The 22,348-nt window shown below is 62.1% G+C and carries 25 protein-coding genes and 1 tRNA gene; 15 read left to right on the top strand and 11 right to left on the bottom strand.

What is annotated here, in order from left to right:
* Positions 1-9: 9 nt before the first annotated feature.
* Positions 10-1,176 (top strand): FAD-dependent monooxygenase, encoded by a 1,167-nt coding sequence (locus HV823_RS12155; protein WP_176949984.1) that lies wholly within the window; start codon positions 10-12, stop codon positions 1,174-1,176.
* A 54-nt stretch (positions 1,177-1,230) separates the two neighbouring features.
* Here HV823_RS12155 and HV823_RS12150 read toward each other — a convergent pair whose 3' ends face one another.
* A complete protein-coding gene (locus HV823_RS12150; protein WP_176949983.1) occupies positions 1,231-2,421 on the bottom strand; it encodes a cystathionine beta-lyase in 1,191 nt (396 codons plus the stop codon).
* 366 nt (positions 2,422-2,787) lie between these two features.
* Between HV823_RS12150 and HV823_RS12145 the strand changes: the two genes are divergently transcribed.
* The 5 genes from HV823_RS12145 to HV823_RS12125 all read left to right on the top strand — a co-directional run bounded on the left by HV823_RS12145 (position 2,788) and on the right by HV823_RS12125 (position 8,203).
* On the top strand, positions 2,788-3,816 hold the full coding sequence (locus HV823_RS12145; RefSeq protein WP_176949982.1) for an amino acid ABC transporter substrate-binding protein: 1,029 nt from the start codon (positions 2,788-2,790) through the stop codon (positions 3,814-3,816).
* A 101-nt stretch (positions 3,817-3,917) separates the two neighbouring features.
* Complete coding sequence (locus HV823_RS12140) at positions 3,918-5,126, top strand: amino acid ABC transporter permease (protein ID WP_176949981.1); 1,209 nt, start codon at positions 3,918-3,920, stop codon at positions 5,124-5,126.
* A 1-nt stretch (position 5,127) separates the two neighbouring features.
* A complete protein-coding gene (locus tag HV823_RS12135; RefSeq protein WP_176949980.1) occupies positions 5,128-6,279 on the top strand; it encodes an amino acid ABC transporter permease in 1,152 nt (383 codons plus the stop codon).
* Between the two features lie 16 nt (positions 6,280-6,295).
* Positions 6,296-7,072: an amino acid ABC transporter ATP-binding protein gene (locus HV823_RS12130; RefSeq protein WP_281374076.1), complete on the top strand. Its 777-nt coding sequence runs from the start codon at positions 6,296-6,298 to the stop codon at positions 7,070-7,072.
* Positions 7,073-7,255: 183 nt separating this feature from the next.
* Positions 7,256-8,203 (top strand): phosphoribosylaminoimidazolesuccinocarboxamide synthase, encoded by a 948-nt coding sequence (locus HV823_RS12125; protein ID WP_176950085.1) that lies wholly within the window; start codon positions 7,256-7,258, stop codon positions 8,201-8,203.
* A 120-nt stretch (positions 8,204-8,323) separates the two neighbouring features.
* On the opposite strand, the gene HV823_RS12120 is transcribed toward HV823_RS12125, so the two are convergent.
* Genes HV823_RS12120 through metG form a run of 3 tightly spaced genes read right to left on the bottom strand, consistent with a single transcriptional unit; the run spans position 8,324 to position 11,514 of the window.
* Positions 8,324-9,160 carry an MBL fold metallo-hydrolase gene (locus tag HV823_RS12120; RefSeq protein WP_210270775.1) on the bottom strand — a complete coding sequence of 279 codons (837 nt, stop codon included), beginning with the start codon at positions 9,158-9,160 and terminating at the stop codon, positions 8,324-8,326.
* Positions 9,161-9,173: 13 nt separating this feature from the next.
* Complete coding sequence (locus HV823_RS12115; protein ID WP_176949978.1) at positions 9,174-9,953, bottom strand: TatD family hydrolase; 780 nt, start codon at positions 9,951-9,953, stop codon at positions 9,174-9,176.
* Positions 9,954-9,963: 10 nt separating this feature from the next.
* A complete protein-coding gene (metG, locus tag HV823_RS12110) occupies positions 9,964-11,514 on the bottom strand; it encodes a methionine--tRNA ligase (protein ID WP_176949977.1) in 1,551 nt (516 codons plus the stop codon).
* A gap of 216 nt (positions 11,515-11,730) precedes the next feature.
* Between metG and HV823_RS12105 the strand changes: the two genes are divergently transcribed.
* A complete protein-coding gene (locus HV823_RS12105) occupies positions 11,731-12,531 on the top strand; it encodes a sulfite exporter TauE/SafE family protein (RefSeq protein ID WP_246301210.1) in 801 nt (266 codons plus the stop codon).
* 6 nt (positions 12,532-12,537) lie between these two features.
* On the opposite strand, the gene HV823_RS12100 is transcribed toward HV823_RS12105, so the two are convergent.
* The 4 genes from HV823_RS12100 to HV823_RS12085 form a co-directional block, all read right to left on the bottom strand.
* On the bottom strand, positions 12,538-13,575 hold the full coding sequence (locus HV823_RS12100; protein WP_176949975.1) for a DNA polymerase III subunit delta': 1,038 nt from the start codon (positions 13,573-13,575) through the stop codon (positions 12,538-12,540).
* The gene (tmk, locus tag HV823_RS12095; RefSeq protein ID WP_246301208.1) at positions 13,572-14,261 is read right to left on the bottom strand and encodes a dTMP kinase; all 690 of its coding nucleotides are present in this window, start codon (positions 14,259-14,261) and stop codon (positions 13,572-13,574) included. The genes HV823_RS12100 and tmk overlap by 4 nt, the downstream gene beginning before the upstream one ends.
* Positions 14,262-14,517: 256 nt before the next feature.
* Entirely contained in the window at positions 14,518-15,681 is a 1,164-nt protein-coding gene (locus HV823_RS12090; protein WP_176949973.1) for a D-alanyl-D-alanine carboxypeptidase family protein, read from the bottom strand.
* 171 nt (positions 15,682-15,852) lie between these two features.
* Entirely contained in the window at positions 15,853-16,872 is a 1,020-nt protein-coding gene (locus HV823_RS12085; RefSeq protein WP_176949972.1) for a septal ring lytic transglycosylase RlpA family protein, read from the bottom strand.
* 518 nt (positions 16,873-17,390) lie between these two features.
* Between HV823_RS12085 and HV823_RS12080 the strand changes: the two genes are divergently transcribed.
* A complete protein-coding gene (locus tag HV823_RS12080) occupies positions 17,391-17,921 on the top strand; it encodes a DUF992 domain-containing protein (protein ID WP_176949971.1) in 531 nt (176 codons plus the stop codon).
* Between the two features lie 285 nt (positions 17,922-18,206).
* Here the strand turns inward: HV823_RS12080 and HV823_RS12075 are convergent.
* The 3 genes from HV823_RS12075 to HV823_RS12065 form a co-directional block, all read right to left on the bottom strand.
* Positions 18,207-18,296 (bottom strand) — tRNA-Ser (locus HV823_RS12075).
* 73 nt (positions 18,297-18,369) lie between these two features.
* Complete coding sequence (locus tag HV823_RS12070; protein WP_176949970.1) at positions 18,370-19,542, bottom strand: site-specific integrase; 1,173 nt, start codon at positions 19,540-19,542, stop codon at positions 18,370-18,372.
* Complete coding sequence (locus tag HV823_RS12065; RefSeq protein ID WP_176949969.1) at positions 19,539-19,964, bottom strand: hypothetical protein; 426 nt, start codon at positions 19,962-19,964, stop codon at positions 19,539-19,541. The genes HV823_RS12070 and HV823_RS12065 overlap by 4 nt, the downstream gene beginning before the upstream one ends.
* Positions 19,965-20,103: 139 nt before the next feature.
* Between HV823_RS12065 and HV823_RS12060 the strand changes: the two genes are divergently transcribed.
* From HV823_RS12060 to HV823_RS12030, 7 genes are all read left to right on the top strand, one after another.
* Positions 20,104-20,310, top strand: coding sequence for a DNA-binding protein (locus HV823_RS12060; RefSeq protein ID WP_176949968.1), 207 nt, complete (start codon positions 20,104-20,106; stop codon positions 20,308-20,310).
* On the top strand, positions 20,307-20,615 hold the full coding sequence (locus tag HV823_RS12055) for a hypothetical protein (RefSeq protein WP_176949967.1): 309 nt from the start codon (positions 20,307-20,309) through the stop codon (positions 20,613-20,615). The genes HV823_RS12060 and HV823_RS12055 overlap by 4 nt, the downstream gene beginning before the upstream one ends.
* A complete protein-coding gene (locus HV823_RS12050) occupies positions 20,612-21,118 on the top strand; it encodes a hypothetical protein (RefSeq protein WP_176949966.1) in 507 nt (168 codons plus the stop codon). Before HV823_RS12055 ends, HV823_RS12050 begins: the two co-directional genes overlap by 4 nt.
* Complete coding sequence (locus HV823_RS12045; RefSeq protein WP_176949965.1) at positions 21,115-21,309, top strand: hypothetical protein; 195 nt, start codon at positions 21,115-21,117, stop codon at positions 21,307-21,309. The genes HV823_RS12050 and HV823_RS12045 overlap by 4 nt, the downstream gene beginning before the upstream one ends.
* Positions 21,306-21,497 carry a hypothetical protein gene (locus tag HV823_RS12040; protein WP_176949964.1) on the top strand — a complete coding sequence of 64 codons (192 nt, stop codon included), beginning with the start codon at positions 21,306-21,308 and terminating at the stop codon, positions 21,495-21,497. The genes HV823_RS12045 and HV823_RS12040 overlap by 4 nt, the downstream gene beginning before the upstream one ends.
* A 38-nt stretch (positions 21,498-21,535) precedes the next feature.
* A complete protein-coding gene (locus HV823_RS12035) occupies positions 21,536-21,952 on the top strand; it encodes a GntR family transcriptional regulator (RefSeq protein WP_246301198.1) in 417 nt (138 codons plus the stop codon).
* 92 nt (positions 21,953-22,044) lie between these two features.
* Complete coding sequence (locus HV823_RS12030) at positions 22,045-22,344, top strand: DUF6074 family protein (RefSeq protein ID WP_176949962.1); 300 nt, start codon at positions 22,045-22,047, stop codon at positions 22,342-22,344.
* The last annotated feature ends 4 nt before the right edge of the window (positions 22,345-22,348 follow it).

Here is a 22,348-nt window from a genome sequence, read left to right as displayed (position 1 = left end):
GCTGCGTCGATGAGCGCCCGGACGATCGCTATCGTCGGGGCCGGCATCGCCGGCCTGACCACGGCGCTGTGCCTCGCCCGCAAGGGAATTTCCAGCCATATCCTCGAACAGGCCGACCGGCTGGAGGAAGTGGGCGCAGGCCTGCAGGTTTCGCCGAACGCGTCTTTCGTGCTTTCGGCGCTTGGCGTGCTGCCGGCGCTTGAACGGCAGTGGATCGAGCCTGAGCGTATCGTACTGGCTTCCGGACGAAATCTGCGAACGCTCGCAGAGGTTCCGGCCGGCCGCGATGCCCGAGATCGCTGGCATCGACCCTATGGCATCCTTCACCGTGCAACATTGCAGCGCGCGTTGCTTGACGCCGTGGCCGAATGCCCCCTCGCCCACCTGCATCTCGGGACGCCGGTCGAGCGCTACGATCGCGCGGCGATAGGCGAGGTGATCGGAGTCCGCCCGGACCTCACGATCGCAGCGGACGGGGTCTGGTCAAAGATGCGCGCCAGTGTTCCCGGCGCCGCCACGGCGCGCTTCAGCGGGCACGTCGCATGGCGCTTCATGGTGCCGTTTGAAGGCGCACCGGACTTTCTTCATCCGCGGCGCGTCTTCGCCTGGGTCGGGCCGCACGCCCACCTCGTCGCCTATCCTCTCCGCGAGGCGAAGGCCTTCAACATCGTCGCGATCCACAAGAGTGCGTCGGGCGCCCACGGCTGGTCGCACCCATCCGGCGACGCCGGCATGACCTTGCGGACGGACAAGTTCGCAAGCTGGAACGGCGACATCGTGAAAATGCTGCAGCAGGCAGCGGTACCTCTTGCATGGCCGCTCTACGAATGCGGCGACGGCCGCTGGTTCGACGACGATGGCTTGCTTTTGATCGGGGACGCCGCACATGCCACGACGCCGTTTGCGGCCCAAGGCGCGGCAATGGCAATCGAGGACGCGGCCGAGCTCGCAGAGGCAATCGCCAACGCCCCCGAGATTGTAACGGCGATTTCCGGCTTCGAAACACGCCGGCGCGAGCGCCTACGCCGGGTCCGCTCCCGCGCCGATTTCAACCGCTTCGCCTATCACGCCCGCGGCCCGGTCGCGCTGGCACGCAATGCTGTGCTCGCACTGCGCAGCCCGGAAAGCCTCGCCGCAGATTTCGACTGGCTTTACGGCTATCGTCCGCAGATCTGAGGATGCGGCGGGCGCAACCGCCGCCCTTCACTGTATCGCCCCTGACTGCCCGTCCTATTCGGCACGTGCGGCCGCAAGGCCCCGTTCGACGTCGGCACGGATGTCGGCAATGTCCTCTAGGCCGATTTGCAGCCGCATCACCGGCCCTTCCTTCGGGGCCGTGCAGATCTTGCGGTCGCTCAGGTTGACGTGGACAGCAAGGCTCTCATAGCCGCCCCAGGAGTAGCCGAGGCCGAAGATGCGCAACGCGTCGAGGAAGGCATGCGCCTTTGCCTTGAAGCGGTCCGGGCTGCCGCCCTGAAGCACGAACGAGAAAATGCCGCTCGCGCCCTTGAAGTCCCGCTTCCAGAGTTCGTGACCGGGGAAGCTCGGCAGGGCCGGATGCAGGACGCGGGCGACGTCATCAAGGCCCTCCAGCCATTCTGCCAGCCGCAGGGCGCTTTCCTGGTGGCGCTCCAGCCGCAGCCCCATCGTACGCAGGCCGCGCAGGATCTGGTAGGAGTCGTCGGGCGATCCGCAGATGCCGAGCGCGAAATTGCCGTCCCACAGCCGCTGCCAATGCCTCGCGTTGGCGGAGACGGTGCCCATAAGAATGTCCGAATGCCCCGAGGGATACTTGGTGGCGGCATGGATCGAAATATCGACGCCGTGGTCAAGCGGCCTGAAATACAGCGGCGTCGCCCATGTGTTGTCGAGGGTCACGACCGCACCGCCCTGGTGGGCGGCATCGGCGATGGCGCGCACGTCCTGCATTTCGAACGTGTTCGAGCCCGGCGCCTCGAGGTGCACGAGTTTCGTATTCGGCTTCATCAGGGTGGAAATTCCCGCGCCGATCGCCGGGTCGTAATATTCTACCGTCACGCCAAGCCGTGTGAGCATCGTGTCGCAGAAATGACGCGTGGGGCTGTAGACCGAATCAACCACGAGCGCGTGATCGCCGGCTGAAAGGAACGCCAGGAACGGCACGGTCACGGCGGCAAGGCCGGAAGGCACCAGAATGGTGCCGGCAGACCCTTCGAGCTCATCGATCGCGGCGCAAAGCGCATCCGTCGTCGGCGTTCCGCGGGTGCCGTAGCTGTACTTCTGGGCCCGCTTCTCCATCGTGGCCGCATCGGGGAAAAGCACGGTCGATGCGTGGACGACGGGCGGATTGACGAAACCGAAGAAGTCCGCGGGGTCATTGCCGGCATGAGCGAGACGGGTATTTGGCCCTGCCGCGGCGAACACTTCTGCTTTGTCTTTCATCTGGCGCATCCGAAAATTGTGCATTTGCTAAATTCGCGACTTTTCTGCGCCTTGAATTGTTCGGTCAAGCCAAAAATCCTGAACAACCCATCACGCCGAAGTTACATGCCTTCGCTCCCAGCACCGACCATTCCGTTCGATTTTTAGGCGAAGATGGCAATTTTGCCTATGATTTTGCTCAATAATTGGCCAATCCAGGCACAATGAATGCCTCTGATTGGAAAAAAGGCTGCCTCTCTTGACCCTGCGTCGATTTGCGCATGAGATAGGTCATCTCGCACCGGGAGGTTTGCGAGTGCGCGTTGCTCCCGCACAAAGCCAGCGCGACGCGATACAAACAAGAACGTAGAAAAAAGGTTGTAAAAAATGGCAAAGAAGATTGTGGCAGCCGTCATCGGTGCAGCCGTCATGGGGATTGGCGCTCAGGCCGCACAGGCCGATACGCTTTCGGACGTCAAGGCCAAGGGGTTCGTACAGTGCGGCGTGAATGGTTCGAACCTTGCCGGTTTCGGCGCGCAGGATTCGGCCGGCAACTGGTCGGGACTGGACGTGGATCTCTGCAAGGCTGTCGCCGCAGCGGTCTTCGGTGACGCGACCAAGGTCAAGTACACGCCTCTATCGGCAAAGGATCGCTTCCCTGCCCTGCAGTCCGGCGAAATCGACATGCTGGCCCGCAACACCACCTGGAGCACCAGCCGCGATTCGCAGCTCGGTTTCGATTTCCGCGCTGTTAACTACTATGACGGTCAGGGCTTCATGGTGAAGAAGGAACTCGGCGTCAAATCCGCGCTCGAACTCAGCGGCGCGTCCATCTGCGTGCAGTCCGGCACCACGACCGAATTGAACCTCGCCGACTATTTCCGCGCCAACAACATGGACTTCAAGCCGGTGGTCTTCGAAGCCCAGGACGAAGCGGATGCCGCCTACAACGCCGGCCGCTGCGACGCCTACACGACCGACGCTTCCGGCCTCTACTCGATCCGCCTGAAGATGGCCAATCCGGACGATCACATGGTCCTGCCGGAAATCATCTCCAAGGAGCCGCTCGGCCCGGCCGTTCGCCAGAACGATTCCAAGTGGCTCGACGTGGTAAGCTGGTCGCACTACGCGATGGTCGCTGCCGAGGAATTCGGTATCAACCAGGAAAATGTCGAGGAAATGAAGAAGTCCGCCAACCCGGACATCAAGCGCTTCCTGGGCGAAGAAGCTGATTCCACGCTCGGCGCCGACCTCGGCCTGCCGAAGGACTGGGCTGTCCAGATCGTCAAGGCCGTGGGCAACTACGGCGATTCGTTCGAGCGTAACGTCGGCCAGGGTTCTCCGCTCAAGATCGACCGTGGCCTGAACGCGCTCTGGACCAAGGGTGGCCTGCAGTACGCACCGCCGATCCGCTAAGCGGTAGCGCACGCGCTCGAAAATCGGGAGGGTGGTTCGCCACCCTCCCTGTAAGGACAAACGCCCGGAAAACAGGGCGAAAACAATGACAGGGGTTCTGAATGGCAATTGCGGACGCCCGTACCGGGTCCGGCGACCCACCGAAAGTATCGCTTCTCTACAATCCAGCTCTGCGCAGCTATGTCTACCAGATCGTCACGATCGTCGTGATCGCCTGGGTCATCTGGTATGCCTGGCACAACGCCTCGCAGAACCTGGCGCGCGCCAACATGACGGCCGGATTCGGCTTTCTCAACAGCCGTGCCGGCTTCGACGTCGCCCAGAGCCTGATCGCCTATTCCAGCGATTCGACCTATTTCCGGGCGCTGCAGGTCGGCTTGATCAATACGCTGGTCGTATCGGCCGCAGGCATCGTCACCGCCACGATTGTCGGCCTGCTCGTCGGCATCGGGCGGCTTTCGCAAAACTGGCTGATAGCGCGGCTCTGCACGGTATATGTCGAGATCTTCCGCAACATCCCGCCGCTGCTGGTCATCTTCTTCTGGTATCTCGGCGTGCTCGCGCTGCTGCCGTCGATCCGCACCATCTTCCAGCATCTGGAGGAAAATCCGGATGCGGTGTTCTTCATCTCGAACCGCGGCATCTACATGCCGGCACCCGTCTTCGGCGAAGGCTTCGGCTATGTGCTGACAGCGTTCGCCATCGGCATCGTCGCGGCGATCGCGTTCGCGATCTGGGCAAATGCCCGCCAGCGTGCCACCGGCAAGCGTCCGCCCGTGCTGATGGTCAGCCTGGGACTGATCGTGCTCATGCCGGTTGTCGTATTTCTGTTTGCCGGCATGCCGCTTTCCCTCGACTATGCGATCCCCGGATCGTTCAACATGCGCGGCGGCATGTCGATTGGGCCGGAGTTTCTCGCCCTCTTCCTGGCGCTTTCACTGTATACCGCGTCGTTCATTGCCGAGATCGTCCGCGCCGGCATTCGCGGCGTGGCGAAGGGCCAGACCGAAGCGTCTTATGCGCTCGGGCTGCGACCGGGCCAGACGACGCGGCTGGTCGTGCTGCCGCAGGCGTTGCGCATCATCATTCCGCCGCTCACCTCGCAATATCTCAACCTCATCAAGAACTCATCGCTGGCCGTGGCCGTGGGCTACGCCGATCTGGTCGCCGTCGGGGGCACCATCCTCAACCAGGCCGGCAAGGCGATCGAGATCATCGCGATCTGGATGCTCGTCTATGTCTCGATCAGCCTCGTGACGTCGCTGTTCATGAACTGGTTCAACGCCAAGATGGCACTGGTGGAGCGCTGAGATGTCCGATATTTCCTACGTCCGTGAGCGCTTCATACCGGCCGAAAGCCCGCCGATCTCGGATGCATCCGCGTACGGCTGGATCCGTCGCAACCTGTTTGCCTCCTGGAGCGACAGTGTTCTGACGATCGTCGCGATCCTGGCAATCCTCTACTATCTGCCGCCGGCGATCGACTGGCTGTTCCTGTCCGCCGTCTGGACGGGCACGGACCGGACCGCGTGCCTGACGGTCGATCAAGGCGGCGCCTTGCCGACCGGCTGGAGCGGTGCGTGCTGGGCCTATGTCGGCGACCGTTTCGTGCAGTTCATGTTCGGCTCCTATCCGCGCGACCAGCTCTGGCGGCCGTTGCTGGTGGCAGCCGTTTTCGTCGCCTTGCTGGTGCCCTTCCTGATACCGAGGGTGCCGCGGAAGGGTTTGAACGCCCTGCTCCTGCTCGTCGGCCTCCCGATCTTCGCCTATATCCTGCTGCTGGGCGGCCGCTTCGGGCTGCGTCACGTCGAGACCTCGCTCTGGGGCGGGCTGATGGTGACGCTGATCCTCTCCTTCGTCGGCATCGTCATCTCGCTGCCGGCGGGAATTCTTCTAGCACTCGGGCGCCGCTCGCAGATGCCGATCCTGAAGACGGCCTGTATCGTCTTCATCGAGCTCATCCGCGGCGTGCCGCTGATCACCGTCCTGTTCATGGCGAGCGTGCTTCTGCCGCTGTTCCTCGAGCCGGGCAACAACATCGACAAGTTCCTGCGCGCGCTGATCGGCGTGTCGATCTTCGCCTCGGCCTATATGGCCGAAGTCATCCGCGGCGGGCTCCAGGCGATCCCGAAAGGCCAGTACGAGGCGGCCGACGCGCTGGGCCTCAACTACTTCCACAAGATGACGTTCATCGTGCTGCCGCAGGCGATCAAGCTGGTCATTCCCGGCATCGTCAACACCTTCATCGGCATGTTCAAGGACACCTCGCTTGTGACCATCATCTCGATGTACGACCTGCTCGGCGTCGTGAAGGCAAGCTTTGGAGACTCGGGCTGGATTACGCCGGTGACGCCGCTGACAGGCCTGATCTTCGCAGGCTTCGTCTTCTGGCTTTTCTGCTTCGGCATGTCGCGCTATTCAGCTTTCGTGGAACGCCGGCTCGACACGGGCCACAAACGATAATCAAGGGAACAAAACAATGGCAAACCTGGCCCAGCCCAAAACGATGACCGTGTCGGCGACCGACGTCGCGATCGATATCATCAACATGAACAAGTGGTACGGCGACTTCCACGTGCTGCGCGACGTCAATCTGAAGGTGATGCGCGGGGAGCGCATCGTCGTTGCCGGACCGTCCGGTTCCGGCAAGTCCACGATGATCCGCTGCATCAATCGGCTGGAGGAACACCAGAAGGGCCAGATCCTCGTCGACGGGATCGAACTGACGAACGACCTGAAGAAGATCGACGAAGTGCGCCGCGAGGTCGGCATGGTGTTCCAGCACTTCAACCTGTTCCCGCACCTGACGATCCTGGAGAACTGCACGCTTGCGCCGATCTGGGTGCGGAAGATGCCGAAGAAGGAAGCCGAAAAGGTCGCCATGCACTACCTCGAGCGGGTCAAGATCCCCGAACAGGCGCACAAGTATCCCGGCCAGCTGTCCGGCGGCCAGCAGCAGCGCGTGGCGATCGCCCGTTCGCTATGCATGAAGCCGAAGATCATGCTGTTCGACGAACCGACCTCGGCACTGGACCCGGAAATGGTCAAGGAAGTGCTCGACACGATGGTGTCGCTCGCCGAGGAAGGCATGACGATGATCTGCGTCACCCACGAAATGGGCTTCGCCCGCCAGGTGGCCAACCGCGTGATCTTCATGGACCAGGGGCAGATCGTCGAGCAGAACGATCCGCAGAATTTCTTCGACAATCCCCAGCACGAGCGCACCAAGCTCTTCCTGAGCCAGATCCTGCACTGATTTTTTCTCCAATGGCATCGAAGGGGCGGTCCCCGTGTCCGCCCCTTTTTCGTTTTCGGGAAGTGAAGCAGGCGGGATAGGATATCTGTTCCGTCCGCCCCGCATTCGGCGCCTTGACCTTGGCGGCCATGCCTGCTTTAGCCCTACGACATTCCTTTGATGCGAGACTTGGCCATGAGTGAACTGCGCGTACTTTCAGATGCCTTCATCCCCGAGCTGCCGGGGCGCTACAATGGCAAGGTCCGGGAGAACTATGATCTCGCCGACGGCAGCCGCATCATCATCGCGACGGACCGCCTCAGCGCCTTCGACATCATCCTGACCTCGATCCCCTTCAAGGGGCAGGTGCTGACGCAGACGGCGCGTTACTGGTTCGAGGAGACCGCCGACATCTGCCCCAACCACGTCCTGGCCTATCCCGATCCGAACGTCGTCATCGGTACGCGCCTCGACATCCTGCCGGTCGAGGTCGTGGTCCGCGGCTATCTGGCCGGAACAACGAGCACCTCGATCCTGACGAAGTACAAGAACGGCGAACGGGACATGTACGGCATCTCCTTGCCGGACGGCATGCGCGACAACGAAAAGCTCCCACAGCCGATCATAACGCCGACCAGCAAGGCCTTCGACGGCGGTCACGACGAGCCGCTCTCCGGCGAGGAGATCCTCGCCCAGGGCCTTTTGACAGCCGCGCAATGGGAAACCGTCTCGCGCTATGCACTAGCGCTGTTCGCCCGCGGCCAGAAGCTCGCGGCCGAGCGCGGCCTGATCCTCGTCGACACCAAGTACGAATTCGGAACCGACAAGGACGGCCGCATCGTGCTGGCCGACGAAATTCACACGCCCGACAGCAGCCGTTACTGGATCGCCGACAGCTACGAGGACGCTTTCACCTCCGGCAAGCGCCCGCAGAGTTTCGACAAGGACTTCGTCCGCGCCTGGGTCACCGAACGCTGCGATCCCTACAAGGACCCGATCCCGGAAATCCCGACCGACCTGATCGAGCAGACATCGAAAGTCTATATCCAGGCCTACGAAACCATCACCGGAAAAACGTTCGTTCCGGACATGTCGGGCGCGACGGTGCTTGACCGGATTCGTGAGAACCTGCGGCCATACTTTACGAAATGACTTTCATCACAGCTGGTTACGGATCGAATTTGAAGTATCGCATTGCACAAGGCGCATCGTAAGGTGCATCGCGGCGTTTGCGGTCTCGTCCGAACTGCCCACCCGTCGTGCGCCCTGAGGTCAGCTCGCCGCAGCCTCTAGCGCCTTGACCTCGTCAGTCACGTCGAATTCGATGGCGAGCTGGTCGTAACCCGGCTCGACGTGCCCCGGCGTCTCGCGCATGACGGTGTCGTAATCAAGCGGCACATGCATATGGGTCAGAACGGCCCGGCGCGGCTTCAGCGTTTCGATCCATTCGAGTGCCTGGCCAAGCGAGAAATGGCTGACATGCGGGCGATATTGCAGCGCGTCGATGACCAGGAGGTCGAGACCGCCAAGGCGCGCAGCGGTCTCCTCCGGAAAGGCGCTGACATCGGTGCAGTAGGCGACGTCGCCGATGCGAAAGCCGAGCGAGTGAATCGCGCCGTGCACCTGCAGCAGCGGCTGGAAGCAGATCGGCCCGCCCGCGCCATCGATGACGACAGGCTTTTCAGGCGGCTCGATCAGGTTGGCGCTCACGATCGGCGGATAGAAGCCGCCCGGCGGCGTCTCGATGCAATAGGGAAACCCCTCGCGGATGCGCGCCATCGTCGGCACGTCCGCCCAGATCGGCATCCGGCTCTGGTTGTTGACGACGAAGCCGCGGATGTCGTCGATGCCGTGAATGTGGTCGGCATGGGGATGCGTATAGAGGACGGCGTCGATGTGCCTGACCTTCGCGGCAATCATCTGCTCGCGAAAGTCCGGCCCAGTGTCGATCACGACCGTCGTGCGGCCTTCGGGCCCCACCTGCTCGACCAATAGCGCCGCGCGCGTACGGCGGTTCTTCGGGTTGCCCGGATCGCAGGCGCCCCAGTCACCGGTGATCCTGGGCGTGCCCGGGGATGATCCGCAGCCGAGAATGGTGAAGCGGCGCATGTGGATCACGGTTTCAGACCCTCGGCATCTTGGAAAAGATGCGGAATGCGTTTTCGGTGGTGACAGCCGCCATCTCCGCCTCGCCGATACCGAGCGTCTGCGCCAGGACGGCAGCCGTATGGGCAACATAGGCCGGCTCGTTGCGCTTGCCCCGGAAGGGCTTCGGCGCCAGGTAGGGCGCGTCCGTCTCCACCAGCATGCGGTCAGTCGGAACCGTCTTTGCGATCTCACGAAGCTCTTCGGATTTCGGAAAGGTCAGGATCCCCGAAAAGGAAACATAGCCGCCGAGTTCGACGCCAACCCGCGCCAGCTCCGCACCCGACGAGAAGCAATGGAGCAGGAAAGGAAAGGCACCCTTCTCCGTCTCCTGCGTCAGGATCGCCGCCATGTCCTCGTCGGCCGAACGGCTGTGAATGACGAGCGGCAGGCCGGTGATGCGGGCGGCCGCGATATGGTTACGCAGGCCCTGCGCCTGTGCCTCACGCGGGGCGTTGTCGTAGAAATAGTCGAGGCCGGCCTCGCCGATCGCCACGACGCGCGGATGCTGGGCCAGCCGGACCAGTTCGTCCACGGTCACGTCCAGTTCCTCGTCGGCATTGTGCGGATGCGTGCCGACCGAGCAGAACACCGTCGGATATTTTTCCGCGATCGCCAGGATCGTCGAAAACTTTTTGACCCGCGTCGAAATCGTCACCATCTGCGCGACGCCGGCTGCATGGGCGCGCGCGACGATCTCGTCGCGCTCCGCCTCGAAGTCGGGAAAGTCCAGATGGCAATGGGTATCGATCAGCATCGTCCGACCCTCACGCCTCCGGCGCCACGTAGCGCGGGAAGACAGGTGCCGGCGCCGCAAGCGGCGTGCCGCTGACGAGGCGGCCGGCTTCACCGAGTGCGGCAAAGTCCCGCTTGTCGTCCGGCGCCGCAACCAGATCCAGCAGCTTGCCGGCGGACGCTGGCATGAACGGCTGCAGCAGGATGGCGATCTGGCGGACGACTTCGGCCGTCACGTAGAGGACGGTGCCCATCCGCTCAGGATCGGTCTTCTTCAGCGCCCATGGCGCCTCGCCGGCGAAGTAGCGGTCGGCTTCCGACACGACGGCGATGATCGCCGTCAGTGCGCGGTGGATCATCAGCTTGCCCATCTCGTCGCGGGTGATCGAATGCAGGGCATCGACAGAAGCCAGCATCGCCCGATCGGCCTCGCTCAGCGGTCCGCAGACCGGCATCTTGCCGTCGCAGTTCTTGACGATCATCGACAGCGAACGGCTGGCCAGATTGCCGATACCGTTGGCAAGGTCGGAGTTGATCCGCGTTGCGATCCCCTCCTCGCTGTAGCTGCCGTCCTGGCCGAAGGAGACTTCGCGCAGCAGAAAGTAGCGGATCTGGTCGAGGCCGAAGTGCTCGACCAGATTGACGGGATCGACGACGTTGCCGAGCGACTTCGACATCTTCTCGCCCTTGTTGAGCAGGAAGCCGTGCGCGAAGACGCGCTTGGGCAGCGGCAGCCCCGCCGACATCAGGAAGGCCGGCCAGTAGACGGCGTGGAAGCGGATGATGTCCTTGCCGATCATGTGAATGTCGGCCGGCCAGTATTTCGCGCGCGGCCCGTCCGGATCGCTGAGATAGCCGGTCGCGGTGATGTAGTTGGTCAGCGCGTCGACCCAGACATACATGACGTGCGCCGGATCGTCCGGCACCTTGATGCCCCAGTCGAAGGTCGTGCGCGATACCGAAAGATCCTTCAGCCCCGACTTTACGAACGATACGACCTCGTTGCGGCGCTCTGCCGGCCCGATGAAGTCCGGATTGTCGTCGTAGAGCTTCAGCAGCCGCTCCTGATAATCGGACAGGCGGAAGAAGTAGCTCTCCTCCTCCACCCATTCCACGGGCGTCCCCTGCGGACCGTAGCGGACGCCGTCATCGCGCAATTCCGTCTCGCCCTCCTGGTAGTAGGCCTCGTCGCGGACGGAGTACCAGCCCGAATAGCTGTCCTTGTAGATGTCACCGGCAGCGGCCATGCGCTTCCAGATGATCTGGCTGGCTTCATGGTGACGCTTCTCGGTGGTGCGGATGAAATCGTCGTTGGAAGCGTTCAGCAGAACCGCCATCTTCTGGAATTCAGCGGTGTTGCGGTCGGCAAGCTCCTGAGCGGAAATCCCCTCCTTGCGCGCGGTCTGCTGCATCTTCTGGCCATGCTCGTCGGTGCCGGTCAGGAAGAACACGTCGCGCCCGTCGAGCCGCTGATAGCGGGCCACGGCATCCGTCGCGATCAACTCGTAGGCATGACCGATATGCGGCTTGCCGTTCGGGTAGGCGATGGCCGTGGTGATATAGAAGGGCGAGGTATCTCTCATGGCGAAGCTTGGCCTGTCTTTTCTTGTGATGGTGGCAGCTATTACCGCATGCGGGCAGATAGGGAAACAGCAAGTTTGCGCGCCTGTCCTGCCCCACAAGCAGCCCGGCGCCGCTTGACACAGGCCAGCGCCACCATTAACCGCCTTATGTCTGAGACTCGTGAGGTTTCGAACCGAAGATCGTCGAAAGCGCTCGGAACCGTAAGGAAGCACTGTTTGGATCTCTGGAATTCGTTCAATCCACTCTTCTCCGTCTCAGGCTTCTTTGTTGGACTTCTCGTCGGTATAACCGGCGTCGGTGGCGGTTCGCTGATGACGCCGCTCCTCGTTCTCTTCTTCGGCGTTCATCCCGTCACCGCAGTCGGTACTGACCTCCTCTATGCCGCCATCACCAAGACCGCGGGAACGGCCGTGCACGGCCGCAACAAGACGGTCGACTGGCGCGTCGTCGGCAGACTGGCGGCCGGCAGCCTTCCCGCCGCAGCCGTCACCCTCTGGCTGATCTCGGGCATCGACCGCAAGAGCGTGGCAGCCGTCGGCACGATCACCATGGCGCTCGGTTACATGCTGATCCTCACTTCGATTCTTCTGCTGTTTCGTCGCCGGATCATAGAGAAGATCGGCGACATCAGGCGGACGAAGAAGAGTGTCGATCCCGCGACTGTCGGAGTTCTCACCATCGTTCTCGGCCTGACGATCGGCGTCCTCGTCACGCTCACGTCGGTTGGTGCCGGAGCACTCGGCGTCACCGTGCTGCTGGCGCTCTATCCGAGCCTTGCGGTGCGGGAAATCGTCGGCTCCGACATCGTGCACGCCGTGCCGCTGACATTTGTCGCCGGTATCGGCTACTGGGTGATCGGCGAGGTCGACTGGCTGATGCTGGCAACGCTGCTCGTGGGCTCCATTCCCGGCATCGTGATCGGCAGTCACATTTCTCCGCGCCTCTCCGAACGGTTCGTCAGCGTCATGCTGGCGATCACGCTGGCACTGGTCGGATCGAAGCTCGTCTTTACCTGAGCGCCATCAGCCGCCGGCCTGCAGCGCGATCTCGTCAAGCACTTCGATGACGGTCTGCTTGCGGTCGAGGTTGTAGGCCGCTGCGACGGTGATCTTTTCCGATAGCGAGGACACAAGCCGGGCCATCCGCTCGGCGGCAACGACGTCGCCAGCTATTCCCACAGCCCTAGCCTTTTCCACCACGTGATCGATGGCCTGGCTGCAAAAGAAATCGTAAAGCGTATCGCCGTCTCGCGCAGCCAGCACGTCCGCCAGCTTGTGCACGTCCTTGCGCGGCGCACCACCCGCCTGCGCGACGATCGCCCTGAACGCCTCGAGGATATCGAAGCCGCCGTAATTGATCAGCTTCAGCGCCGTTGCCACGCTGCCGCCGGCCGCGGCAAGCACCCGTTCCCTCTGGTCGGCGGGCAGCGTCACGCCGAGGTTGTCCAACACCTGCGCCAGTTCGCGCTCCGGCAGGACCGAAAGGCTCAAGGGAAGGCAGCGCGACCGGATCGTCGGAAGAAGCTTGCCCGGCGCATGCGTCAAGACCAGGAACAGCGCATTGCGCGGCGGCTCTTCCAGAATTTTCAGGATCGCGTTCGCAGCGTTCCGGTTCAGGTCGTCGGCCGGATCGATGATGACGATGCGCCAGCCGCCGGTGCCGGACGTCTGCGAGAAGAACTTGCCCGCCCGCCTCACCTCGTCGACGGTGATCGCGGCACGCATCTTGCCCGTCTTCTCGTCCACCGGCCGGGACAGATGAAGCAGATTGTGCGACGCTCCGGAGGCGATCTGGCGCCCGAACGGCGAGGAAGGATCGGGATCGGCCATCGTCTCCGGCGCCGTGCGCGGATCGGGATGCGAAAGGATGTGATGGGCGAAGCGGAAGGCCAGCGTCGCCTTGCCGATGCCCTCCGGACCCTCGATCAGGATCGCATGGTGCCCCTTGCCCGATCGATAGGATTGGGCGAGGAAGGCCGCAGCTTCGCCATGGCCGAAAAGTCGCGTCTGCTCGGAGGGCGCAACGGCGCCGTCGAGCACGCCCGGGTGCTCCGCACTCAACTTGCATCCTCCGAAATGGCCGGCCGGTCACGCCGCGACAGCGGCAGCAGCGGTTCCACCGTGGCAAGCACCTGGCGCGCGATATCCTCGCGCGATTGCGTCGCATCGATCACCCGGCACCGCAGCGGCTCGCCAACGGCAAGATCGAGAAACGCCTCGCGGCGCTTTTCGTGGGTTTGGATCTCTTCCTTCTCGAAGCGGTCCGGTTCGCTGTCGATCGGGCCTCCGGCGCGCTGGCGGGCCCGCTCCAGGCCGATGGCGGCCGGCAGGTCCAGGATCAGCGTGCAATCCGGCATCACGCCGTTTACCGCGACACGCTGCAGCCGTTCGACGAAATCCGGTTCCAGATTGCCGGTGATGCCCTGATAGACGCGGGACGAATCCAGAAAGCGGTCGCATAGCACGATCTTGCCCGCACGTAGCGCCGGCCGGATGACCTCCTCGACATGGTCGCTGCGGGCGGCAGCGAAAAGCAGCGCCTCCATCCGCGTGCCGAAACGCTCCGCGGCACCCGAAAGGATCACGTGCCGAACCGCCTCGGCGCCCGGAGAACCGCCCGGCTCCCGTGTCAGAACGACGCTGTGGCCCCGTTCACGCAGCGCTTCCGCAAGCAATCGGATCTGGGTGGACTTCCCGGCCCCCTCGCCGCCCTCGAACGTTATGAACAATCCGGACAAACCAGCCAAACCCGACCTTCTATCGTCCCGGCGCCAATGCCGGTCAGCGCCCTTGCAGGCCAATCCCACCCAATAGAGCATGTCGCGCGATCGCGTGCAGCGAATTTGCGACGACCATGCCTCCATGGTCAAAAACTACGGCGCCGATTACGAATCCGGAAAACAACGCCGCGCTTTAGTAGACCAAATCGGCGACAACGGAAAATCGATTTGCGGCTCTATGCCGGGAAAACGCTTCCGGCAATTACCCCCTCGGCCCATCATATTACAGCCAGAAGAACAGCAGTTCCTGCAGGGCGTCGCGTGCGCGGCGCGTCAGCGTACCCACCTCGACCGTGCCTGCGGTCTGAAGCGGCACCTCCCGCAGGAAGCGATCGCCGTTCCAGATCCTCAGCGCGCCGACCTGCTGGCCGGGCGCGACAGGTGCGCGCAAGGGCCAGGAATAGACGACGCGCGCCGAGAGGCGTTCGGAATTGTCGACGGGAAGAAGCACGTCCACGTCCTGCGGCGTCACCAGTATCACCCCGCCGCCGCTGCCGCCGTAGACGCTGGCTTCGGCCACTGTTTCGCCCGCCTTGAACAGCGTCTTCGTCGCAAACGCTGTCATTCCCCAGTCGATGATGCGCCGGGCCTCCTCCAGCCGTTCCTTGTCGCTCGAAAGGCCGCTCATCGCCAGTAGCAGCCCGCGGCCGTCGCGCTCCACGGAAGCGACGAGCCCGTATCCGGCGTCCTCCGCAAATCCCATCACTAGACCGTCTGCCCCGATGTTCATCGCCACGAGCGGATTGCGGTTGCGCTGCTTGATCCGGTTCCACTCGAACTCCGGTTCGGCGTAGTAGCGGTAGAATTCCGGATAGGTCTGCTGGAGATGGCGCGCCAGCGTCACCAGATCGCGCATGCTGACGCGGTTTCCGGGATCGGGCAGACCGGTGGCGTTGGCAAAATGCGAGTTCGTGAGCCCTAGCGCCCTGGCTTCCTCGTTCATCCGGGCGGCAAACGCCCCCTCCGAACCGGACATACCTTCGGCAAGGATGATGCATGCGTCGTTCGCCGCCTGAACCGCGACGCCCCGGATGAGATCCTCGACACGCACCTGCGACTTCAGCGCCGCGAACATCGTTGCCGTGCGCGACGGTGCTCCGCCCGTGCGCCAGGCATATTCCGAAACGGGATAGGTTGTATCGAGGCTGATCTCTCCTGCACGCAGTGCCTTGAAGACGACGGCGAGCGTCATCGCCTTCGCCAGCGATGCGGCGGTGACCGCCTCGTCTTCGCGACGCGAAAACAGGATGGTGCCGGTGCGGCTATCCACCAGGAACGCCTGCTTCGCCTTGGTATCGAAAGCGCCGGATGCCGGCGCCGTCTGGGCAAGCGCACAGAGGGGCAGGAACAGGCAGAGAAGGAAGGCGGCGAGCGAGCGCAAGGACATGTAATCTCCCTGAGACCGTCCTGAAGCATGTCGCACAAACGTGTGCGGCGGTTTTGCTGACGACATGCGTAAAATCAAAGGCCCAAAGCGTCAGGAGCGAATCTGAAAGGTCGCGACCGCATCAGGGTCCTACACCTCGGCGCGTTCGGCAAGCGGCGAGCGCCCCTTCCCTCAGCTTCTTGTTTCCGGGCCGGCCGGCCGCGACAGCAGGATCATCGAACCGTCGCGCTGAAGGATGGCATCGAACGCAGCCGCGGCGGAAGGCTCGGCGGCATCCGACGCATAGGCTGCGGCAAAGCTCGGATTGTACCCCGAACCCGAATCGGGACGCTCCCGCGGAACGGGGCCGATTTCCGGCAACATCACGAACTGTCCCATCGTCGCGAAAGCCGGCGTTTCGGGCGCCTCTTCGGCAAGGGCCGTCATGCTGGACGACGAAGGCTCGACGCTACGCTCGGCAAAGGTCGGAACGGCGGCTGCGAAGGTTTCCGACATCGGGGCGGCGGAAGCGACCATCACGCCGGTCGCGATCTGCCCGCCGGGATTGACGACCGGGCCGCGAGCGCCCTTCGGAACGTAGGACGCCATCAGGAACGGCATGTCATGGCCGTCAAGCGGCGCCTTGCCGACATACTGCACGCGGACGTTCGCAGTACCCTTGCCTTTCACGTCCAGCATCTCTGCCGCCTTGGAGGACACGTCGATGATGCGCCCCTTCGAATAGGGGCCGCGATCGTTGACGCGCACGATGACCGAAGAGCCGTTTTCCAGGTTGGTGACGCGGGCATAGCTCGGCAGTGGAAACGTGGGATGGGCGGCAGACAGGTGATACTTGTCGTAGACTTCGCCATTCGCCGTGTAACGACCGTGAAACGCCGAGCCGTACCACGAGGCCAGACCGGTCTTGTTGTAGTTGGGGTCTTCCTTCGGCGTGTACCACTTGCCGCGCACGACGTAGGGCTGGCCGACCTGGTAACGGCCACCGCCCTTCGGCACCCGCTGCCCTTCCTGCACGACCCGCGGGCTCGCTTTGACGCCGTATTCGGACTCTGCGAAATATTCCTTGCTGCGACCCGCTTTCTTCGCCGTTTCGCCGGTGGTGTTGCAGGCCGCGAGGCCGACGCACATGGCCGGGATGGCCGCAAGACGGATAGCCGTGCGCGTGCCGGCCGAGAAAATACCGCTGTTCATATGTCCCACGCCGCTGGTCCCCGTCGGAATTCGGTAGAAGATCGCCTGCCCTGCGATCGGTCATTCGATAGTCGCCTGATCAAAACAATACATTAATCATGACCTCAAAATGGCAAAAATGCGAACGGCGCAACGAGGATACGCTGCAACAGACGAACAGATTTGAATCATAGTTAATGAAAACTTTAATCAATCCACCGCCCTCCCAGCCGTGCGGATATACTTGCAGACGGAGGAAAAGGCTGCATTCGTTCCCGCGTGCGCGACAACGGCAGTCTGTCAATCTGTCAAATGACCAACTTCATCTGGAGGTTCGCAAGGCCTCGCTGCACAAGGGTTGCATACCCTCGCAGCGCGCTTGAGCGTGCCGTTGAAACGCCTCAATGCGAAGCGACGAGTACGGCGTCGGATTCGTCTTGCAGGGAACCTCGCGCCATGAAGCCGCGTTCCTGTCGTCGAACCACACGCATCGAATAACGGCGCGCAATCAACGCGTTGCCGAAACAGGAGAGAATGAAATGAAGAAGTTTGTTGCCGTTGCCCTGAGCGCGATGACCATTGCCGCCGCCGGCGTTTCGGGCGCGCGCGCTGCCGACATGGTCAAGCCCGACGTACCGGTCGTCGTGGAATCCGGGGCACGCGACGGCGTGCGGATCGGTTACCTCGATTGCTCGATCGGCGGGGGCGCCGGTTATGTTCTCGGATCGGCCAAGGAAGTGGATTGCGCCTTCGTGACCACGATGGGCAGCGAACCCGTCGATCACTATCGCGGCGAGATCCGCAAGCTCGGCGTCGATCTCGGCTTCACCACGCGAGGCCGCCTCGTCTGGGCCGTTCTCGCACCGACCGCCGGATATCACGAAGGTTCGCTTGGCGGCATCTACCAGGGCGCAACCGCCGAAGCGACGGTCGGCGCGGGCGTCGGCGCCAACATCCTTGTCGGCGGCACGTCCGGCTCCATCCATCTTCAGACGATCAGCCTGACCGGCCAGCTCGGCCTCAACATCGCCGCCACCGGCACCTCGATGACGCTGACCTCCGTCAACTGATTCCCTGCCCGCCGCCTGCCCGGCCTCCGCGCTTTGCCGGAGGCCGGGCAGCGCTTGCGGGACGAAAACCGGGCCCCCAGGCAGCCCTGCAAGTTTCTGGCGTGGCGCTCTGTGCGCATCACCCCCTTCCTGCGAGGAACGTCCTGCAGCAGCAGGGGCGCATACCGGGCGTCAAGGAGAATTTGATGAGTGCCGGCGGCATCGCGGCCTCATCGGGATTCGCAAGGCGCCTACCCGCGCCACAGACTTGCGAAATTGAATTTGTTAAATGTTTGCAGAGACTTATGGCGGAAGAGGTGGGATTCGAACCCACGGTACGGTTTCCCGCACGCCGGTTTTCAAGACCGGTTCCTTAAACCACTCGGACACTCTTCCATCTATTTGATATCAAAGAACTTTCATCTCAGATATCAGAAGTGAAAAACGCTAATTGCTACGCACTTTGCAACTATTTCGTTTTCCGACTTGCGCTTATAGCGGCTTGCAACGCTGCGTCAACTTGTTCGGCAGCATCAGCCTGCATTCCCGGCATAACATGGGAATAGAGATCGAGGGTAATCCCGATTGTGGAATGCCCCAAACGTTCGCTGGCAACCTTCGGATGAACCCCGGCGGCAAGCATCTGCGATGCGTGAGTGTGCCGGAGATCATGGAAACGGATGCGCGGCAACGAGGTCTTTGCCAGCAGCCTCGTCCATTCGTGGGTAAGCGACACCGGCTTTAGCGGCCGGCCGTCCACTTGGGCAACCACGAACGAATCGTCGTCGGGACGGACGCCCAGCTTTAGCTGCTCTTCTGCCTGTCTCGTCCGGTGTGCCTTGAGCTCCGTCAGCATCATCGACGACAGGGCCACCGTGCGTGCCCTCCCCGACTTTGGTTCCTTGTAGCGGACACCATCCTTTGTTTGCTCTGCGCTATCTCTGACCGAGAGCATCCGCCGGCCGTCACTCAGGTCGACATGCCGCCAGCGCAGCGCCAATATCTCCCCTCTCCTCAGTCCACACATCACGGCTAGCAGCATGGGAATGAACATGCGGTTCGGCCGAAACGCTTCGATAAGCGTGGCCGTTTGGTCGGCATCGTAGGCGAGCATCTTGACGCGCTCGATCTTCGGCGGCGTCGTAGCCGTTGCAGGGTTCTTCGCAAGCCGATCCCATGTCACCGCCTGGTTCAAGGCCTTGATCAACACGCGGCGCATATGATGAACCGTGCGAGGCGCGAGGCCGCCTCCTGCCCTCCTCCGGCCTTCCGTGAGAGCTTTGGCGAACGCGGCGTCGATCCGATCCGTCTTGAGTTTCGCGAGCGCCACGTCGCCGATCAGCGGCCCAAGATTCTTTTCACAGATCTCCGTATACCGCTCGTGGGTCTTCGGCGTCACGGTCGGCTTGATGAACTTCAGCCACTCGGCCAGGAATTCAGCGACCGTCTGCTTGGTCGGCTCGACATATCCGCCGCTGGTGATCTCGGCGATGAGACGCGCGCACTCTGATTGGGCCTGACGCTTCGTTCCGGTGAAGGAGTGCCATTTGCGCTTCTTCTTGCCGGTCTTGGGATCAGGCTCGCCGACGTCGAGGACGATGGCCCATTTTCCAGGGGAACGTTCGCGAATGTGGCCTTTCATTCTTCATTCTCCTTCGGGGCAGACCGGAACCAATGTTCGAATCGTTCTTTCTCTAGCGCCGCGGTGCTCACCGCCTCCTCAACGCTGGCACCTTGCTGCAGGGAGATCATTATTTCCGCGATCTGCAGCGCGCGAACGGCCATCTGAACACTGTTGAAAGCGGTTTTATCGGTCCACGCCGCCTTGAGAGCTTCATCATTCCACATGGACAAAAACTCTGGGGTCTCGGTTTCCGCAAGGTGCGCCCTCGCACTGTCAAAGAGCTTCAGTAGAGGCTCCTCGACTTGAAGGCCGATCTGACATAGGCGCCGGACCGCTTCGGATCGCGTGGCTACCCTGTTTGCAAAACGCCAATCGTCGATCGCCTTCAACTCTGCATCCGACATCATGATCGGAACACGGTTTTCACGCGGCTTCACCATTTTCCCCACCTTCAGAGTTACGCAACATTATAAAATCGGCACAAGCAGCACAAGAGAGTATTGCAAACATCTTAATATAGCCTTAAGCTCCAAAAATCGGCACAAAAGGCGCTGATTTAGAACAGAGGAGTTCGATGACATGACCTTGGAAGAAGCCCTATCCCGCCCAACCATCCCCGTCCCAGACGCAGGCAAACTGTTTTTCGGAATCGGCCGAAACACGTCTTATGCCGCAGCAAAGCGGGGCGATTTCCAGACAATCGAAGTCGGTGGTCGCCTCATGGTCCCCGTCGCGCCGCTGGCCGCGAAGCTGGGGCTCCGGACGAACTTTGGTCTGTCAGCATGATCGGCTCCCCAGCACAGCGGCTTAGCCATGCCGAAGATGCGGGGGCATGCGTCCAGATGCTCAGGGACATTGGTCGCCCCTATGGTCGGGCAATCATGCAAGCGGTCATCTCGGACAACCTGTCGCTCGACCAGTTTAATGCCGGCTTAGAGGCAGCGACCGAAGACACCCGCGACTTCCTTGAAAGCAATGGTGTGTGCAGCGCCGACATCGCAGTCTCGATCGACATCGTACGCCGCTCGATCATCGCTGAAGGCAACAGCATTGTTTTCATGCTGCACGAAGAAGGGGCAAGACACCAATGACCGACAAGCTCAGCGAAACAAAAGGCCCGGCAGAGGCTGCAACCTCTCCGAGCCACGGTTCAAACAATCCCGGCAAGGAGAAAGAGATGAACACAGCAATTGATACCATCGTCACCCGGAAAAAGGAAGTACACACCGGGTCCGATCGCGATACCCGTTCCTTCGACAAGCAAACAGAAACCGCGGCCGAACGCGTCAAGCGTCTAACCGCCGAGCTGTCGGAAGCACTCGACGAGCACGCCGACAAGCGTTTCCATGCTGTCGTCTATCCTTCGACGAAGCGGAAGTTCCCGATCGCGTTCGTCGTCACCGATTCCTGCAACGACGTGAAAATCCCGATCGAGGTCGAACGGCTCGACGCGGAGGATCGCGCCCTCTGGCACCTTAAGAGGGCGTCCCAGGCCATGCGGGAGGTCAGCGGGAAATCACTTTGGTACGTAATGCAGGACGACTACATGGCGGCCACGATATACGCCGCCCCTCTTCTGGGAGACCAAAGATGAAAGAGGAGCCGCTTATTGACCAGATCGATGAGGCCCGCGACCTCATCAAGACCGCTTGGCTGGCGCTGAACGCAACCCAATGGGTGGACAATGACATGCTCCTCCACGTTGCCGCCACCATCGACAACGGTCTCCGGAAGCTTGATGCAGCCCGCAGCGTCGTCAATGCGGCGCATGGGAGGCGAGCATGAGCGCAGAAGTCACTCCCGAACACAGCGAGGCGGTCCTTGTGGCCGCCCAGTGGCTCGCAGATCAAACCCCGCCGCCTTCCCGGGCCGTGCCTGCCCTGAAGGGGCGGTTCAATCTGTCGGCACTTGAGGCCTGCCAGGCAATCGCCATGGCCGACCGGTTCCGCACGCTCAGGAGGGCTCACGGTTGAGCAGCAAATTCAAACGGAAAGGCAAAGCCAAGTTCATCATGATCGAGGCCTACGTGAAGCGCAGTGCCGCTTGGAGGGCTCTGACGCCGAATGCTCGTGCCACCTACCTCGAAGTGAAATGGCGTTACGACGGGACCAACAACGGCCGGATCGCGCTTGGCGAGCGAGAACTCGCTGCGGACCTCCACACGAGCCGGGAGACCGCCCGCCGTGCCCTTGGCGAACTCATCGAAAAGGGCTTGATCAAGAAGGCCAAACTTAGCGGCTTCAACATGAAGAGCCGGGTCGCAACGGAATGGCGACTGACCGAGTACTCCTGCGACGTGACTGGCGAATTGCCGACGAAAGAGTTCATCCGCTGGCAGCCCTGCGAAAAAAACACAGGGGCACCACAGGTCCATACAGGGGCATCACAGGTCCACACGGCACCGAAAAAGGAGGCTTTTCATGCGTGACAGGGGCACCTCAAGCCCTGTGGAGCCATTTTTCGGCATTTCACAGGGGCACCTCAGGCCCACATATAGATATACCATGGGAGGTAAGGCCAATGAGGGACGATGATCTTCCTCTCCTCAGCTGGACACCGCCCTGCAAGGTGATCCTGTTCCCGCTGGTCAAACGCGTTGGCAAGGTCCGTCACACGGCTCAACTGCTGTCCTCGAAGCATGGCGAGGATGCCATCCTCTACTGGAAACAGGTCATGGCGGCGAACCGAAAGCATTTGACGCGGATCGGCTTGGATCAAGATGACATCGAAGCCGAACTGGGTAGCTTTCACGAAGCGGTTCACTCCGAGATGGTCCGTCTGGCCTACTGCGGCGGGCGCGGAAATGGCGGTGCAGCTTGACCAA

This window comes from Mycoplana rhizolycopersici (assembly GCF_013378445.1).
GTDB classification, from domain to species: domain Bacteria; phylum Pseudomonadota; class Alphaproteobacteria; order Rhizobiales; family Rhizobiaceae; genus Mycoplana; species Mycoplana rhizolycopersici.
Note: the sequence above shows the minus strand (reverse complement) of the source record. Positions and strands in the feature narration are given on the sequence as shown.